The 17,535-nt window shown below is 31.7% G+C and carries 11 protein-coding genes; 3 read left to right on the top strand and 8 right to left on the bottom strand.

The genetic code is table 11. The annotated features are described in order from the left end of the window. Window positions 1–75: 75 nt before the first annotated feature. From AAFN75_RS14490 to AAFN75_RS14455, 8 genes are all read right to left on the bottom strand, one after another. Entirely contained in the window at window positions 76–2,502 is a 2,427-nt protein-coding gene (locus AAFN75_RS14490) for a PorP/SprF family type IX secretion system membrane protein (RefSeq protein WP_411807007.1), read from the bottom strand. 1 nt (window position 2,503) lies between these two features. Then, window positions 2,504–3,943 (bottom strand): gliding motility-associated C-terminal domain-containing protein, encoded by a 1,440-nt coding sequence (locus tag AAFN75_RS14485; protein WP_411807006.1) that lies wholly within the window; start codon window positions 3,941–3,943, stop codon window positions 2,504–2,506. 123 nt (window positions 3,944–4,066) lie between these two features. Next, on the bottom strand, window positions 4,067–5,392 hold the full coding sequence (locus tag AAFN75_RS14480; RefSeq protein ID WP_411807004.1) for a hypothetical protein: 1,326 nt from the start codon (window positions 5,390–5,392) through the stop codon (window positions 4,067–4,069). Window positions 5,393–5,619: 227 nt separating this feature from the next. After that, window positions 5,620–6,066, bottom strand: coding sequence for a hypothetical protein (locus tag AAFN75_RS14475; RefSeq protein ID WP_411807003.1), 447 nt, complete (start codon window positions 6,064–6,066; stop codon window positions 5,620–5,622). A 137-nt stretch (window positions 6,067–6,203) separates the two neighbouring features. Beyond that, the gene (locus AAFN75_RS14470; RefSeq protein WP_411807002.1) at window positions 6,204–8,276 is read right to left on the bottom strand and encodes a lipocalin family protein; all 2,073 of its coding nucleotides are present in this window, start codon (window positions 8,274–8,276) and stop codon (window positions 6,204–6,206) included. Between the two features lie 170 nt (window positions 8,277–8,446). Beyond that, complete coding sequence (locus AAFN75_RS14465) at window positions 8,447–9,781, bottom strand: sugar MFS transporter (RefSeq protein WP_411807001.1); 1,335 nt, start codon at window positions 9,779–9,781, stop codon at window positions 8,447–8,449. A 642-nt stretch (window positions 9,782–10,423) separates the two neighbouring features. After that, entirely contained in the window at window positions 10,424–11,659 is a 1,236-nt protein-coding gene (locus AAFN75_RS14460) for a peptidoglycan-binding domain-containing protein (protein ID WP_411807000.1), read from the bottom strand. A gap of 765 nt (window positions 11,660–12,424) precedes the next feature. Continuing rightward, entirely contained in the window at window positions 12,425–14,545 is a 2,121-nt protein-coding gene (locus AAFN75_RS14455) for a helix-turn-helix domain-containing protein (protein ID WP_411806999.1), read from the bottom strand. Between the two features lie 237 nt (window positions 14,546–14,782). Between AAFN75_RS14455 and AAFN75_RS14450 the strand changes: the two genes are divergently transcribed. Genes AAFN75_RS14450 through AAFN75_RS14440 form a run of 3 tightly spaced genes read left to right on the top strand, consistent with a single transcriptional unit; the run spans window position 14,783 to window position 17,535 of the window. Further along, complete coding sequence (locus AAFN75_RS14450) at window positions 14,783–15,376, top strand: ankyrin repeat domain-containing protein (protein WP_411806997.1); 594 nt, start codon at window positions 14,783–14,785, stop codon at window positions 15,374–15,376. A 12-nt stretch (window positions 15,377–15,388) separates the two neighbouring features. After that, on the top strand, window positions 15,389–16,492 hold the full coding sequence (locus tag AAFN75_RS14445) for an acyltransferase family protein (RefSeq protein ID WP_411806996.1): 1,104 nt from the start codon (window positions 15,389–15,391) through the stop codon (window positions 16,490–16,492). Between the two features lie 11 nt (window positions 16,493–16,503). Then, window positions 16,504–17,535: a serine hydrolase domain-containing protein gene (locus AAFN75_RS14440; RefSeq protein ID WP_411806995.1), complete on the top strand. Its 1,032-nt coding sequence runs from the start codon at window positions 16,504–16,506 to the stop codon at window positions 17,533–17,535.

The following is a 17,535-nucleotide window of genomic DNA, read 5'->3' as shown; positions in this document are numbered from 1 at the left end:
CATATATTATTTTAACTTGTTAATTGGACGGTTTATATCCAACAAAAAGCACCATAATGTTATATTCAAAATCATTTAGTTTTGTATTTTAACCATAGACATGTTACTGTTATATGGCTTACTACCTTTACTTCTATCCATAGCCGACTTAGCTTCTCCAATACTTTCGTGCTTTTCGCTATAAATGTAATATTTACTGGTATTTAAATCATAGAAGAAGTCAACATTAATTTCTCCAGACTGAATTGCTTTCTTTAAAAACTCATCTCTTTTAGCTACATCTTTATGTACGGCAATTACTAAGTAATAGCCTTCATCAACGTTATTAATACCGTTAACTATTTGAATGTTGCTAAGTGGTTCTCCAAAGTCAAAATCCTCTGTTGTTAATACTGTTGCACTTGGTTCTGTAAATTTCTTTATGCGCTCTAAGGCTGTTCTATCTTTATTATATCTATCCTCTTCATTATCATAATCGGCACGTTTTATTCGTCGTCTTCTTTCAAAATCAGTAGCTATTTTAATATCTGTTAAAGCTAAAATTAATTTTTGTTTCTTTTGTTGTGCTTTTGAAATGTCGGTTTTTAATGCTTCAATAAAATTTAAGTATTCAATATTTACACCATCTTTTTTATCTTTTACTTTTTTAAGTCTTTCTTTATATAAGGCTTCTATTTCGGTAATTTTAGCTTTACCAAAACTTATTGAATTATCAATTTTGAGTTTTAAGCTTTCTATTTCTGCATTTTCTGCTGAAACACTTTTAAAAACTTTTGGCTGACTAACAATGCCTTTTTCACTTAAATCGTTTTCTTCTTTTAAGTTATCTAAATCCTCTTGCTTACTGTCTACTTTTTCATCTAACTGATTAAATAGTAATGCTTGAGATTTCGCTGCTTCATCTCTAGATTTTTTAAACTCAATTAAAACTTCATCTAAAAGAACTTCTTCTATTTGTTCCTCGCTCTCATCTTTCGCTTTAGCTTCTTCTTCTACATGTACTCTTTCTTGTTCAGCTAATCTTTCTAGTTCTTGCTTTTCTGATTGTAATCTTGCTGCTTCAACTTCTTTTGCTTTAGCTTCTTCTGCTGCTTGAACTCTTGCTTGTTCTGCTATTCTCGCCTGTTCTAAGGCTTCTGCTTCTAATCTTGCGGCTTCTTCTTCCTTAGCCTTAGCTTCTGCTGCTGCCTGAACTCTTGCATGTTCAGCTATTCTTGCTTGTTCTTGCTCTTCTGCTTCTAATTTTGCGGCTTCTTCTTCCTTAGCCTTAGCTTCTGCTGCTGCCTGAACTCTTGTTTGTTCTGCTATTCTTGCTTGTTCTTGCTCTTCTGCTTGCAATCTTGCTGCTTCTATTTCCTTAGCTTTAGTGTCTTCTGCTACTTGAACCGCATTATTTTCATCCTTTACTGCCACTGGTGTACTTTCTTCCTTCTCAGAAGGAACTTCTGCTGCAACAACTTTAGGCGTTTTAGATTTTGGTGTATTAGTCGTTTTCTTTTTTGATGGCTTTTTGCGCGTTTTAAATGTTCTACGTTTTTTGTTAGATGACAATAACAACCCTTCCTCATCATCATCACCACTATAATCGTATCTATAGTTATTATTAAATTTATACGCTATTGTAATATCATGAGAATTTCCGAAGGCTGAAAATCCTCCTGCACCTTTTTCATAATTATATTCAACCGCAATTTGGTTACTAATATTTAAACCTATTCCCGCAGAAACGGCATATAAACTGTTATAACCCGCTTGCGCCCAAATTCCTTTTGGTACCATAAGCATTACCATACCCGAAATAACTGTATTGTCTTTTTTAAAGTCTGAACTTATTAAACCCGTAAATTTACTTTCATCAAAAAAACCACGCGTATTTACATACCCCGTGTACAACAAATGAGCTTGAATACTTTGCTCTGGATTATCTTCAATCATTTTTGAACTCGTAAAATTATACGCTACTAGATTATTAATTGAAACCCCAAAATCTAAAAAATCAAGGCCATAATTTAAACCAGGGTTTATGGTTATTACCGAACTGGAAGGGTAGTTATTTATCGAAGCGTCCGTTACACTGGTAACCACAGTACCTTGATTAATACCACTTTTATAAAAACTTAGATTAAGTCCAAAAGTTAAATTGCTGTACCTATCAAGTACAGCATTGTATGCAAAATTGGCAACTCCGCCAAAGGTATTTAGGACACCATAATTTTGTTGAAACAGACTTAAACCAGCCCCAACATTTTCTCGAAACCTACCGGAATAACTAAACAAATAGGTTTCTGGAGCATTATCAAATTGTGCCCATTGCCTATTATTATTAATGCTTAAATATTTATTTTGCTCTCTTACAAAACTAAAGGTTGGGTTAATAAATTGTTTATTGAATTTTAAAGAATTTCGGGCAGGTATATTAAACGCCACAACTCCATCTGCTTGAGAATAGAGTTGCTGTATAATACAGAAAAATAAAACTATATGACATAGATATTTTTTCATGCTACCTTAATACGGTTATTGAACCTTTTTTTGTTTTACCACTAGATGTGGTTATTATATAATAGTAAAGTGGATTAATATCTTTAAAATCGATTTGATTTTCCGGCCAATTATTTTGATAATTCTTGGTTTGTAAAACAATATTGCCTTGGGCGTTTATAATTACTACTTCGGTAATAGTCCCATTAACATAAGCTTTAGGTATTATCCATGTATCATTTGCTCCGTCGCCATTTGGACTAATTACATTAGGAATTTTTTCGACGCTAGGAAATGTGGATTGCGCAATAAAATTATATGTTGTTGATGATTTACAACCTACCGTTTGCGTAACAGTAACCTTATATGCACCAACTTCTGAAACTTCATAGCTACTTGTAGTGGCACTTTCAATTAAGACATCATTAAAAAACCATGCGAACTCATAATCATTAGACGTGGTTGTAACGGTGGCTATAAAAGATTCATTTTCATCTAACTCATTAACATCATCGACATTTATGGAACTAGAAAATTGAGAAGCATCTAAATTTATAGTGGCGCTCGTCATACAATTTCCTAAATCGATGTTTACCGTGTATTCTGCAGTTTCATTGGTTTCTAGCATTTGTTTTGTTGCGCCTTCAATAGCTTCACCATTTTTAAACCATTGGTATCCATTGGCGTTAATAGCACTTAATGCGGTTGGACCATCGGTTGAACAATATGGGTTCCCTAAACTAGAACTGATGCTACTTTTTGAGCCTGATGCCGCTTCACTAATAGTTACACGATTAGAAAATGAATTTGATGTGCATGTTCCGTAATTAGTTTCGGCAAAAAAGGTTCCTGGTTCGCTAACGGATAAGGTATTACCTTCTGAAATAAACACGGATGTTGTTGGACTCGTTTCTTTAAACCAATTAAAGGTTAAAGAACTGTATTGTAATGGTGAATCATTTTCCGATCCGCCAGGGTTATCTATAGTTAATAAGTAGCTTCCTCCAGAGCAATACACCCCAGAAGCTATTAAATTATTAATAGAGAAGGGTGTGTCTTGTAATTTGTAATAGGCAGGAAAAGCATTAGAGCTTAAACTTGTTGATGTAGGTGCCGTACTTTTAATTCGGATTCTGTAGGCTTCGCCTGATGTTGTATTTGGTACTGAAAAACTAAAAGTTACTGGCGATGTTGTTACAACTCCTGCATTAGAAGCATATACTTGTGATGCATTAGAAAAACTTCCTGTTCCGTCTGATAATTCTACAATAAATTGGTTTGAAGCTTCCAATTCGGATTCTGGTGAAAACGAAAAAGACACATTGTAGCTATTAAAAGAAGGGCTAGCACAGGCTTGAGTAAACCCTAAGTTAGGCTTACTAATTACTATTTGAGCATAAGTTAAATCGTTAAAATAAAAAACGAACAAAACCGGAATGTAAAATAAAGTAAATTTCCTCATGCCATTTTATATTTTTTAATAAAACGTCTAGAAACTAATATCTTCTACCAAGGTAGAATAATTAAAAATTTTCAAGATTTATGAGAGGGTAAATAGGAAAATATTGAGACTAGGGTTTTATTTTTAATCCATTCTTAAATCTGGATCCACTTCGTTTGATGCTATAATTTTATTGATTCGTAATCTGTAATCTGGTCGTTTAGCACTTCTGGTATCTATAAAAGTTTCAAAATTATCACCTTTAGAATACACGTTAAAAAAAGCACTATTACCATACCAGTTTTCTAAGTCTTCATTATTCGAATTGTATTCAACAAATATGTTTCCATTACAATTGTTAAAAAGCATCGCAGAAAAGTTTATTTTTTCTAAATTTTCCTGATTAATTGCTATTTTTTCATCTAGAATAACCGCAGGATTAAATCCAGAAATAACACTTTTATTCATATTAAGTAAAGCATCCTTACCAATAAAAACAGCTTCTTGAACTAAATTCATTTTAATATCTGTCTTTAAATCTTTGCTATCATTTAAAAAGGTTAAATTTTTAGCAACTACGCGTGTTCCGCTTTTTGTAAAATCTACTTCATCCTCCTTACTATACGATAACACTTGTAAACATCTTGAACCTTCATTGCTAGAAACATAAGGCGATCGTATTGCCATTGAATTAAGGATTTGGCATTGCGCGCCATAATTAAATTTATAATCGTTGCTATTTGCTTTATAAGAAACCATATTATACATGCTTAAGTTTCCTCCTAACACTTCAATAGCATTTCCAGCAGCGTAGCTTACCATAACATTTTCTACAATGGTTTCGCTACCAACACCTGCCAATAATAAACCACTAAAATAACTTCCATTAGCTACTCGTTTTCCTGCAAACTCAATTCTAACATATCTTAATATCCCAGAACTGTCGTCATTATTTTCACCACCGAAATTGACAGCGGCATAGGAATCTGAATTTAAATTGCTGTGAAATGATGCAACTGATCCATTACCGAATTTATTTGAAGGTGCATCTCCTAGTATGGTTAATCCACCCCAATCGCCAGCTTTTTTAACACTGCGGTTAGATGTAAAAACAATAGGATCTGTTTGAAGACCTTCTGCAATAATAGTAGCGCCTTTAGCGACAGTAAGAGAACCATTTGAATTATAATCGCCAATAATTACAGTTCCTGGCTCGATAGTAAGTGTAACGTTTTCTGAAACAAAAACACTACCTAATAATAAATACACATCCTTTTTAAAAAGTGTAGTATTCTCGCTTATACTACCTGTTAATATTTTTGTAGGCTCTGGGCTTTCATTTTGGTTAGGTCTAAAATCTGTCCAATTATTTAGCCAGTTATCTTCGCCTACTATTCCTTTTTCTTGTTGCGCATAACTATTACTAGTTAAAACAAGTAATATGAAAATGATTTGGGTAAAATTTTTCATAGTTAAATTTATATTTAAAACTAAAATTAATTGCTCATTTTAGTTGATACTCAAAATTAGAAAAAAATCCACGAAATACCAATTTTTTCGTTAAATAACATTTTATAATGTCCACACTTTGCTAATAATCGATAAAATACAAAGTAAATAGTTAAATAACACAACGTTAGAATTTCTATGACCGACAATTTTTTACTAAAAACAATCGAAAAACAGATGATTAAAATCTAACGAAAATCGTTGTACTGATGTAGTGACTTCATGATATCTTCATAAAACAAAATACCGGTAATTAAACTACCTGTATCTGCATAGGGAAGATATTCTATTAGAAATTTGTTAGATTCTTCCATAAACGTATCGGTAGAATCAAACTGACTGTCCAACGCCTTTTTATTATCGTTGTTAGTTGGAATACCTAAGGTAGCCATTGTAATACCTGGTTTTGTTGCAAATGCAATATATGGCAATGTCTTAATTAAAACCTCTATACGCTCTGTATATAAGGTTATTAACTGCCCCTTGTGCATACGCTCTAGCTCTCCTTTGTTATGGTATTTGCTAATGGTAACTTTCTCGCTAATAAAACTTTTAGGAGCCTTCTTTTTTTGTGCATAACTCATGCCTGTAAAGAATAAAAGGCTTAAACTGATTACTATAACCTTTATGTTCATGTTGTAGATTTTTGGGGTTCTTACACAAATTTATGTAATTAATCGTTAAAAACAATCATTTTATCGATTTATTTTTACTTTTTTTTAAACATAAACAGTTTTTACCTACAAAAAAGACACTTATGTTTAACTTAATTCTATTTAATACCCTCGATAAAAATATCAGCTTTATCATTTATATTATCAGTTAACCTTTCTTTTTTTAAACCACTGGAAATGCTCATTACATCGCCTTTGTAGTTTTCAAAAACAAATAAAGGATAACCAATTGTTGGGGTTTTGGTTACTAAACGCGTATTTCTATTAAGTTGTAAGGCTTCTTTTTTATGAATACTTTCTGAGTTGACTTGCCAATTAGGATCGTTATTGGTTCCGAAAATAATTGTTCCATCAATGCTTAAACCTGAAGTAAAATAAGGTTCTTCGAAAGATTCTAGGAAGGCAAAAGAACTAGTTGAATATAACCTGTTTTCTTTAAAATTGATTATGTATTGACTTGCAGCGTTATATTCGCTTTTTGATTCCCAATTATTCAAAATTGGTATTGGCACAATTTGACTAAAGGATAATACGCCATTTACATCTATATCAAATACATAACTATTCACTTCATTATTATGACCAACAATTATTTTGTTATTATTTAAACCAAAACATTTATAATAAAAACTACCCTGATGGTTTGTAAAATGTGGCTTAGTATCTACTAAGGTTAAATTGGCATTATCTCTAGTAAATGTATAAACCTCATTATTAGTTATAAATAACCAATAGCCATTATTGGTGTATATAAAATCATGGACACCTAATATATTGGGTTTTAAAGCATATTTATATTCCAGGGTAGCCGCATCATAAACATATAACTCTGATGCTTGCTCTATAAAAAGTTCTTTACCATAGCTTGTACGTATTGATTTTATAGGTATTCCTGTTGAAAAATTTGGGGTATAATTGGAAACAGCTACGGTTTGCTTAGTTTCATAATTAAAACGATGAATGTTATAAATTGTTTCTTGCCCGCGCTCCTTACCGTAAAAATAAACTATGGGCTCGTTGTTATCTATGGCATAACTCTCTATAGCTTTTATATCTATAATTTCTTGTCGTTTATAGTTTACCTCCCAAAACGTAGTAACTTCATTATTAACAAAACTGGTTTTATTACCAAAAATATTATGCACATAGAGCACGTAAAATGGATTTTCTAGGTAAGGCGGATTTTCATCAATAAAAGACGTGGCCTCTATATCATTCAAGATAGCAACGGTATATTCCTGTTGACCAGAACCAGTACCTCCACCATAATTTGAAAACGCTATTTCGTAATGTGAAAAGTAAGGATCTTCACTTTTACTCCAATTAAAAGAAATTTGATTGGAGTTTACAGTAGGCTCGTAAAGATTTACTGGCGACGGTCTAATATATTCTGTAGCAAAATCATTAAGATAACTTTCTCCTAATAAACCTTGGTTGGTATAAACTTTAAGAAAATAACAAAGTCTTTTTGCCGATTTTGGCGGATTTAAGTCTATAAATTCAGTTTCATTAACTTCTGTTATAGTTTTAATAAGTGTGGTATTTCCTTTGGAACAATTATCGCCTTCACTTCTATAAATCTCGTAGCGATCAAACTCGTTAAAACCTGTATAGGCATCCCATTTATAACTTATTAAGTTTTCAAACTCTGGCTCATTATTTCTATAAAAGGTATTCGAAATAACATCAATTTCATTTGGTTTATAAGGTTTAGCGTAAATTGTTATGACATCTAATTCGCCATCCTCATCAATATCAAACCTACTTTTAAATACTAATTGATTTTTGTCTAATTTTGTTATAACTAGCTCATCATTTTGATTAAAATTATTAGATAAATTAATTATACCATTTGCTAACTCCCAGTTAAGCACATTTAAAAAATAATCACAGCCACTATTTTCAAATACATATTCGGTATATGTTTTATTCTCTGAAAAAATAAAGAAATCTCTACCGCAATCTTGATAGTTAAGTGGTACATCTGCAACAATGCCTTGATATTCAATATTAAAAATAGCCCAAATACCATACAAATCTGTTTCTGAAGCTGATTTGTAAGTATTACTATAAAAACTATTAATACCTTGATTTTCTTGTAAATCGTCATCGCTACCACAAGAAATAGCTAACAAAAATATTGCAACTAAAGAAAAGAGTCTTAACACCATATTATAATTTAGAATTTATTTACGGAAGGTGTACGTCTCCAAATACAATGCTAATTTATTTTTCTGATAGGGATTTACAACTTCTAACTTGAACAAAAGTAGTTTAAGTTTTGTTGAAATTTACTTATGTGTTAATAAAAAGAGCCATTTGTTTATCAAAAAACAGAATATTACATATCTTTTTTTAATCCTAATTTATGGCCTGAAATAGCGTAATATAAAATTATTATATAGCAAGGTAACAAAATCCAGTATCCCTTTGTTGATGCAGTTGCTGTTGACAATGCTTCATTCATGCCTTCGGCTAAATACGTCGCTTTATTTCCATCCACTAGTTGCCCATATAGAGGTGGAATTATAGCACCCCCAGAAATAGCCATAATTAATAGTGCCGATGCCGTTTTGGTAAATTTACCAAGACCGTTTAATGTTAAAGGCCATACTGCTGGCCAAACTAAAGCATTGGCAATACCTAAGGCTGCCACAAATAATACCGAGGTAAAACCTGTTGTAAAAACAATGCAAAATGAAAAAATAATACCTATTAGTGCACTAAATTTTAAGGCCTGAGTTTGACTAATATATTTTGGTATTAAAATAGCCCCTAGCGCATACGTAGCCACCATAGCCATTAATGTAAATGTTGTGAAAAATTTAGCGTCTGCTGCCGGAATTCCCAAAGAAATACCATAAGCTATAATTGTATCGCCTGCAATAACCTCGACACCTACATACATAAATAAGGTTAACACACCTAACCATAAATGCGGAAACTGAAAAATACTAGTTTTGGTAGTCGTTCCATTTGCTGTTTCTTCAATTGGTTCTGGCTCAACGTGTGGTAATGGAGCTTTTAAAATTAATAAGGCTAATACAAATAAAACAATAGCCATAGTAATATAAGGCATAACAACACTATCTGCCATAGTATTTAACAATTGTGCTTTTTCGGTACTCGAAACGGTTTTTAACTGCTCGTTAATCTCGTCGATTCCCGACAATAATAACGCACCAAAAATAAGTGATCCTAATGCACCAGCTACCTTGTTAGCTATTCCCATAATAGAAATACGTTTAGCTGCGCTTTCTATAGGACCCAAAATAGTAATATAAGGATTGGATGCTGTTTGTAAAAGTGTCATTCCAGCTCCTTGTATAAAAATACCACCTAAAAACATCCAATATGTTCTAGCCTCGGCAGCAGGTATAAAAACTAACGCTCCTAAACCCATAATAAATAATCCTAAAGACATTCCTTTTCTATAACCTGTTTTCTCTAAAATATAAGACGCGGGCAAAGCCATAACTACAAATGAAATATATGAAGCCGATGCCACTAAAAGCGATTGCGCAGATGTTAACTCGCTTATAGTTTTCATAAACGGAATTAAAGCACCATTTATCCAGGTTACAAAACCAAATATGAAAAATAGACCCGCTATAATTAAAATTGGAACTAAGGTTTTATTTTTTGGTTCGGATATAGGTTGGTTACTAGGATTCATAATTTACTATTTTATAGATTGGTTATTATAAATTTGAATTATTTGATTAAAAATAGATTGTAGCTGTTTGTTTATTTTGTAGCATATCTCTTTAGACCTGCTCAATATATTAATTTGAAGTTTTATTTCTTGCCCACTATTAGCTATATTTTTAATATTAAAATAGCCATTAGGATAGTAAATTTTTAAACCTTCAGTTTTTTCCTGAAGATATAAATCGAATTCTCCAGAAACCCAATTGATAAACTTAATGTATGTTTCTTAATGGGTTAAGGTTTCTTGATGAACAAGTGTGTAATAAGGTTTTAAATATTTTATGTAACCTTTTAATTCCATGGGCTTATTCGTGCTATTAACACTTTTTTTTGTAGAAAAAAAAAAAAAAAAAAACTGAACACTCAGTTCTTCTTTTAAATAAATTAACTTAAAAATGATATAAACAAATCTTTACATTTTTTGCTTAGATTATTTATAAAGGAAATGGAAAACAAACGCATTAATAAATAATTTCGACCGGTAACATGTTAAATTAGATTAAGGTTGTTTACTTAAATAAAAAGAGAGGCCTTGCCAGACCTCTCGTTTTCCAAAACTAAACTCGTGTAATAATTACAATACCGATGATATTTTAGAATTCTAGCTTTAAACCCCTGTCATTTTATCTAGAGCGTTTTTTGCATAATTTGCCCCAAAACCAGAATCAATATCTAAAGACTCTTCACGCCCTAAAGTATACAAAAAACTATTAAGGCCTGGTTTTGTATAACAGATAACCATATCTGCAAGCATATTATAAGCGCCTTTGGTTTTCTTAGCAGATGTAGTTAAATCGCCATAACTTCTGGATGCAAACTTTGAGCAATCAATAACCTGATTATGGTTATTTATATAACTTTTACCAGAAATTACTTGACAACCTGCCGAGAAATTAGTGTTCCCCATACCAGACCAATGAATGTTAATTGAATTATTTACATGTATGCCTAAGGCTTTACCATTATTATCTGTTATATCAAGATCTTTAGGCGACAGAGAATTATCATTATCCCAGTCTCGTAAAACTAAAACACCAGTAGCAATATTAGGTTTTCCTGCTTTATAGATTTTTGATTCTTTCCAGATTTTATGCCAGCCAAATCGATAATCATGTTGCCCTTCTACTAAAAAAGGTTCGTCTTTTCGACCTGCCATTCGAGCACTTGGATCTGTAGAACCCCAGAATTTAAATACCTGACCGTTAACTAATAATATAAAAATATCATCATTTTCGCGATTGTGTACTGCCTTATCCTGATTGCGACGAATTCCTATTAAATGAATTTCATCTTGTTTAAATTTCCAATCCTCTACTTTTCGTGTTGAATATGTTTTATTAAGATTATTTACATGATTTAAAATAGGTCCAGGATTAGATGCATAAAATGTTTTCGCTTTTTCCAACAATTTAAACCAATCTTTATATTCTTGAGAAGGTGAAGACAACGGCCCCCAACTACAAATTTTGTTTTGAGCAATCCATCGATTAACATGCTTCATAGTGCCACTACCAACAAATCCATCGGGCACCACAGATTTATCACCATCCTCATCAATAGTTCTTACATATTCTTGAAATAAACGAACTGCCGACTGCGTTGCATAATCAAATATACCAATGTTCATTCTACTCGTTAAAAACCCAGAATTCATAAGAAATTGCTGTAGTTTTTCAACTTCACTACCTTCTTCTTTCCTAAACGATCTCCATGTGGTACGGTCATCATCTCTAAATGTAACTTTTCCAACTAATAAACCATCCTTGTGATAAGGCTGAAGAAATTTTTTTCGATCGCTTGGATATCTTAAAGTATCAGTACTTCCTAAAAATAATAATGCCATTGGTTTGCTTTTAAATGTTAAACTAATTGTTTTAATTTCACTAGATATTAATCACTAACATCAAATTTCACATTCAACAATGAGGCAAAATGACCACTCATTTTGAAATGTCCTCATGTCTTTATAATAAAATTTAAAGATGCGTTTGATTTTCTTGCAGCTATTAACCTTTCTATTTTAGAAGCGTATTACTTTTTGGTTGTTTTAGTTATACAATACACCTTTTATGGCTTCATTTAAAACCATAATATATCCCATACTTATTGGGTAATAAAAAAAGTTGCTATTGTCTTTTTTAAAAGGAAGATTTTAATTACCTATAAATTAAGTAACTACATCAAATATAAGAAAAATATTTCAATTACCATGAGGCACAAATCACCCACTCTTTCACGAAACCACATTAAAAGCTTTAAACTAAGCTTAAGTTACAAAAAAGAGAACATTATTTTACATGTAGATAGTAAATTAAATCCCTCATATTTATGGCATTCTGGTAAAATGATTTAGTTATGAAGCAGTTATATTTAATACTTTTCGATACAATATCTAAAAATCTCCTAATCACAGTACTTCTGAAATATTGAGGTGTAATATTTTCTTTTTATAGCTTTTTGTTGAATTTTTTCAAATAATAATAATAATAATAATAATACATTTTAGTTATATAACTAAAAGTCGCTACAAAATCATCCTGTTGCTATTTTGAAGATTAAAAATAGTCATAAGTATAGTCGCTCTAAACGTTATCTTAAATCAAAACGATTATATAAGTGCTTTTGTCTTTAATGATTTTTTTAACTGATTATGATTTACCCAAAATCTATCTTTAATTTTTTGAATCACTTCCTCATATTCCGGGTGACTTCTCAAGGATTTCATAAGTGGATCTTCCTCAAGAAACAATAAAATCCAATATTGGAAACCATCTTGTGAACTAAATTTATCGTAAGCTTCTATAGCTTTATCTGGCATATTTTTATAAAGATAAAGCATAGCTAAACTTGCCTCGCTATAAATTGACTCATCTTTTTCCAAATAGTCTTTATATTTATTTATATATTTTTCAGCATTATGAGAAAAACCCATTCTCTTAAAGGTGTAAGCAATTTTTAGGTTCTCTGCTGGATATAGGTCAATTTTATTAGTAGAAAGTATACTAATATATTTCTCATAATAAACCAATGCGTTTTCGTAATCCTCCTGAAAATAATACGTTTTGGCTAATTCTTGAGTGATATCAGCGCGAGTAGTATCTTTTTGCCACTCTATGAGCATTTTTTTTCTTAAGGAATTTAAATCTTTGTTATTAGCATAATCTATAAAATTTTTCAAGTAGGTAGTATATTGATTTCTGGGGTTATATTTCAAAGATTCTTCAATGTACTTTGAGGCTTCTTTTGCAAACCCATTTTGCACTAATGCATTACTCAAGTTTAAATAGATAAAGCTTTTAGATATACTATCGTTAGCTTCAATATTTAATTTAATTCCTTTTAATGCATAAGTAAGGTATTTATGTGCATCTGGAACAGCTTGAGCATATAAATCAGATAAAATTAGTACTACAGAAGAAGCATTTGGGTTATAATTTAGTGCTTTTTCCAAGTAGGGTATCGCTAACCTAAATTCGTTTGCGTTTATATAATACAGCGCTTTTGCAATCAGAGACAATTCAGAAGTAGAATCATACAGCAAGGAGTTGTCTGCATATTCATTTAATTTGTCTAAATATTTCTTTTCAATTTTATTTACATCTAAGTAATAGTAACAAATTGCAATCTTAGCATATGCGAGTGCAAATTCCGAGTCTTGTTCTATCGCTTTTTCAAATAAATTAATAGCAGCTTTCAAACCCTCTTTCGTCTTTGTTTGTAAGGCTTCAAGTCCTTTTAAATAATAATCATAAGCTAATACGTTTTCTGTTGGTTTTTTATCTATTTGTTGTAGTTCCGCTGGTGTTACTGTTGCTTCGATGGCTTCTGCAATTTTTTTGGCAACTTTATTTTGTACAGAAAAAATGTCTTCCGTTTTATGGTTGTACTGTTCTGCCCATATAGGTGTATCATTTGACGCATCAATCAATTGAATATTCAGCAAAACCTGATCAGCAATCCGTTGTCCACTACCCTCAATCAAGTAATTGACGTCGAGTTCTTCTCCGATTTCTGTTATTGTCTTATCTGTATCTCTATATTTTTCTACAGAAGTCCTACTTATTACTCGGATATCTTCTATCTTTTGTAGATTGTTTAATGTCGACTCCATAAGTCCGTTCACAAAATACAGGTTATCGGAATCACTACTCATATTCTTAAACGGTAACACTGCTATAGATTTCTTTCGGTTATTATCCTCTTTAGAAGCGTTCGGTATTTCTTTTTTTGGATAAAATAAGAATGCTGCTATCACTAAAACAAGTACAATTGCTAATAATATTTGAATGCGATACTGTTGGGAAAACCCCTTTTTAGCAACTTCAATAGCGTCTGTGTTTTGGGTATCTTCATCTACATCTACCCCTTCTTGTTCAAATTCTGTTTGTTCAACTATTTTTTTTCTTGCTTCGCCTGGAGAGTATCCGTAATAGTCTCTAAAGCATTTAATAAAATAAGAATTATTACTAAAGCCAACCTCGTAAGAAATTTCAGAAACAGTAAGTTCCGTTTCTTTTAACATAGTCATCCCTTTTTGAAGTCGGACTTCACGAATAAATTGACTTGCACTACCTTGTGTTTGTTTCTTAATCTTCCGCAACAAATTTGATCGGCTCATATTCATAAGGTCTGCCAATTCTGAAACCCCAAATTGCTCATTAGAGATATTCTCTAAAATAAGCGACTGAGCTTGCTCTATAAATTTACCTTGATGTGAGATGTTAGACATATTGCTTTGTACTGTTCCAAAAGTAGAAATTTTTATTTAAACACTATGTCGCTTATAGTTGAAAGTTTTTTATCAAAAAATGATTGTTTGCGTCATAATTTATACTCCTGCGTCATAATTTTCAAACTCTCACCAAACTTGACACAATAGGCTTCATGCGGATTATTAACGAACTAAGTTAGTATCGCATCTTTGTAGAAACAAAAATTAAGTTATTAATAATTATAAATTTAAATTATGAAAACACTTAAAATTACTTCAATTAGAATAACAATTCAGCTGTTATTCTTTGCACTTTTATTAACAAGTTCATGCGCACAATCTAACAAAGAATCAAGTTCAAGTGATTCGGCGAATGCAACCAAAACAGTAGACAAACCAAGTATAGATATTCATGGTGCTGTACTTACAGGAAATTTGGAAGCCGTTAAGCAACATATTGAAGCTGGGACTGATATTAATCAAAAAGAGGCCATGTCTGGATCTACACCTTTAATGTCAGCTGCCACTTTTAATAAACCTGAAATCGCGAAAGCATTGATCAATGGAAATGCAGATTTGTCTCTAAAAAATAATGATGGTGGAACAGCTTTACACACTGCAGCATTCTTCGGGCGAATAGAAATTGTACAATTACTTATAGATGCAAAAGCTGATAAAATGGTTCGTAATAATTATGGAGCTACACCAAGGGAAACAGCAATGGTAGATTTTGCTCAAATGAAACCTATCTATGAAATGCTAATTCAGCAATTGCAACCAATGGGATTTACATTAGATCTTAATGAATTACAAAAAGCACGTCCTATTGTAGCTATGATGCTTCAATAAACATAAAACAAGATGACAACAGAAAGAAGATACGATATTGATTGGCTAAGAGTCATTGCTATAGGTTTATTACTAATTTATCATATAGCTATTATATTTCAACCTTGGGCCATGTTCATAGGTTTTATAAGAAGTGAAGACGCTTTAGAAGGACTTTGGAAACCGATGACGATGCTCAATGTTTGGCGGATACCTATGCTGTTTTTTGTGTCGGGAATGGGCTTATATTTTGCAATGAAAAAAAGAAAATGGAAGCAATTATTCTTAGATCGCGGTAAACGAATTCTTTTACCCTTTTTTTTCGGCATTTTAGCCATCACTCCGTTACATTTTTTAATTTTTCAGAAGTACTATAATATGCCATTAAGTTATTTTCCGCATATGGGACATTTATGGTTTTTAGGAAACATTTTTGTCTATGTCTTAGTGTTGTCACCTGTTTTTTACTATTTGAAGAATAATGAAAATGGAAAATTTAAGAAAGCCATTTCAAAAGTCATGACCTATGCTTTAGGACCATTATCTATATCCGTATTTTTTATGATAGAAATAGATTTTGTTAAACCTCAGCTATTTGAACTTTACGCTAAAACTTGGCATGGTTTTTTTATAGGGCTTCTTGCTTTCTTTTTTGGTTTTCTTTTTGTGTATAGCGGTAAAGCATTCTGGCTAACCGTTTCTAAATGGAAATGGTTATATATAGGGATAGCATCTGTTTTATTTGTTATTCGGTTTACAGGATATGAGTCCATATCAAATATGTATATCACCACTATAGAATCTAATACTTGGATATTGGGTTTATTTGGAATAGGCTATAGTTACCTTAATAGACCAAGTGCACTACTCAGCTATTTAAGTTCAGCTGTCTATCCTATTTATATTATTCACATGTTCGTTTTATATGCAGGTGCATTATTTATTCTGCCTTTAAACCTTCATCCTATACTAGCGTTTATAGGAATCACTCTATTTACGTTTATTGTCTGTTTTTTGTTATATGAATTTATTCTTAGAAGAATTAATTTGTTGAGACCATTGTTTGGATTAAAATGGAAGTTTCCTTCTCATAAAAAAGAAGTCAATATTACTTCTAAACCTATCGAATCAAATTAAACTAAAAACCAATGAACAAAAAACAAACCAAACTAATGATTAGAATTATATTACTAGTAGGAACTATTACATCAATGTTCTTCGTACCATGGCTTTTGGTTAAGGCTTGGATACTTCCATTACCCAATACGGTTCAAGAACAATTAGATGAAGCTATTGGACATGGATTTGACGGCATGATTGTCTACGTCGACCAAGCAGATCAACAACCTCAATATTATGCTTCTGGCTGGCATAATCGAGAAAATAAAATACCTGCCAAACCTAATGCCATGTTCAAAATAGCCAGTATTAGCAAACTATACGATGCAGTTGCTGTAACTAAATTGGTAAGTCAAGGACGACTTTCTTTAGATAAAACTTTAGCTGAGTATTTGCCTGATATTATTGGAGACATCGAAAATGCAGATAAAATCACTTTAAGGCAAATGATTCAGCATAGAAGTGGCATTCCTAATTTTACTGACACTCCTAAATTCTGGGAAGATCCAATAAAAACCTATGAAGAAAACCTAGCATTGATCCAAGGCAAGCCTGCCAATTTTGCCCCTGGTAAGGACTACGAATATTGCAATACCAATTATCTTTTAATTAATAAAATAATGGATGATGAATTAGGTTTTAACAATTTTCAATTCATTCAAAAAGAAATTTTAAATCCTTTAGGTCTAAAAAACACATTCAGTTCGCTCAATGAAGTAAACATAGATAATGTAATGAGTGGCTATCATATTGGATATCCGTATGATATAAAGGAAAATGATTATGGTATGCATGCCACAGCAGAAGATGTTGGTGTTTTTCTTAGAGCTTTAAACAATGGATCCTTATTTAACGAAGGTGAGCAAGACATATATTCCTCAATTTATGAGTATGAACATTCGGGCTGGGTTCCTGGTTACCAAAGTTTTGCAAAATATTATAAGAATAATGATACTGTAATAATTGCATTCTACAGCACAACAGATCCGAAACTGTATAATTGGAACTTATCAGAAATTATTAATAAAAGAATTTATAGAATAGTCAAAAAGCAACAATAA

The sequence above is a fragment of the Algibacter sp. AS12 genome (assembly GCF_046736315.1).
Lineage (GTDB): Bacteria > Bacteroidota > Bacteroidia > Flavobacteriales > Flavobacteriaceae > Algibacter_B > Algibacter_B amylolyticus.
This window is presented reverse-complemented; position numbering and strand designations above follow the sequence as displayed.

Excerpts from the sequence above, each read along its gene's own strand:
- AAFN75_RS14470 (WP_411807002.1), bottom strand. The coding sequence starts at position 8,276 with ATGGTGTTAAGACTCTTTTCTTTAGTTGCAATATTTTTGTTAGCTATT.
- AAFN75_RS14445 (WP_411806996.1), top strand. The coding sequence starts at position 15,389 with ATGACAACAGAAAGAAGATACGATATTGATTGGCTAAGAGTCATTGCT.
- AAFN75_RS14460 (WP_411807000.1), bottom strand. The coding sequence starts at position 11,659 with ATGGCATTATTATTTTTAGGAAGTACTGATACTTTAAGATATCCAAGC.
- AAFN75_RS14480 (WP_411807004.1), bottom strand. The coding sequence starts at position 5,392 with ATGAAAAATTTTACCCAAATCATTTTCATATTACTTGTTTTAACTAGT.
- AAFN75_RS14475 (WP_411807003.1), bottom strand. The coding sequence starts at position 6,066 with ATGAACATAAAGGTTATAGTAATCAGTTTAAGCCTTTTATTCTTTACA.
- AAFN75_RS14485 (WP_411807006.1), bottom strand. The coding sequence starts at position 3,943 with ATGAGGAAATTTACTTTATTTTACATTCCGGTTTTGTTCGTTTTTTAT.
- AAFN75_RS14490 (WP_411807007.1), bottom strand. The coding sequence starts at position 2,502 with ATGAAAAAATATCTATGTCATATAGTTTTATTTTTCTGTATTATACAG.
- AAFN75_RS14465 (WP_411807001.1), bottom strand. The coding sequence starts at position 9,781 with ATGAATCCTAGTAACCAACCTATATCCGAACCAAAAAATAAAACCTTA.
- AAFN75_RS14440 (WP_411806995.1), top strand. The coding sequence starts at position 16,504 with ATGAACAAAAAACAAACCAAACTAATGATTAGAATTATATTACTAGTA.
- AAFN75_RS14455 (WP_411806999.1), bottom strand. The coding sequence starts at position 14,545 with ATGTCTAACATCTCACATCAAGGTAAATTTATAGAGCAAGCTCAGTCG.
- AAFN75_RS14450 (WP_411806997.1), top strand. The coding sequence starts at position 14,783 with ATGAAAACACTTAAAATTACTTCAATTAGAATAACAATTCAGCTGTTA.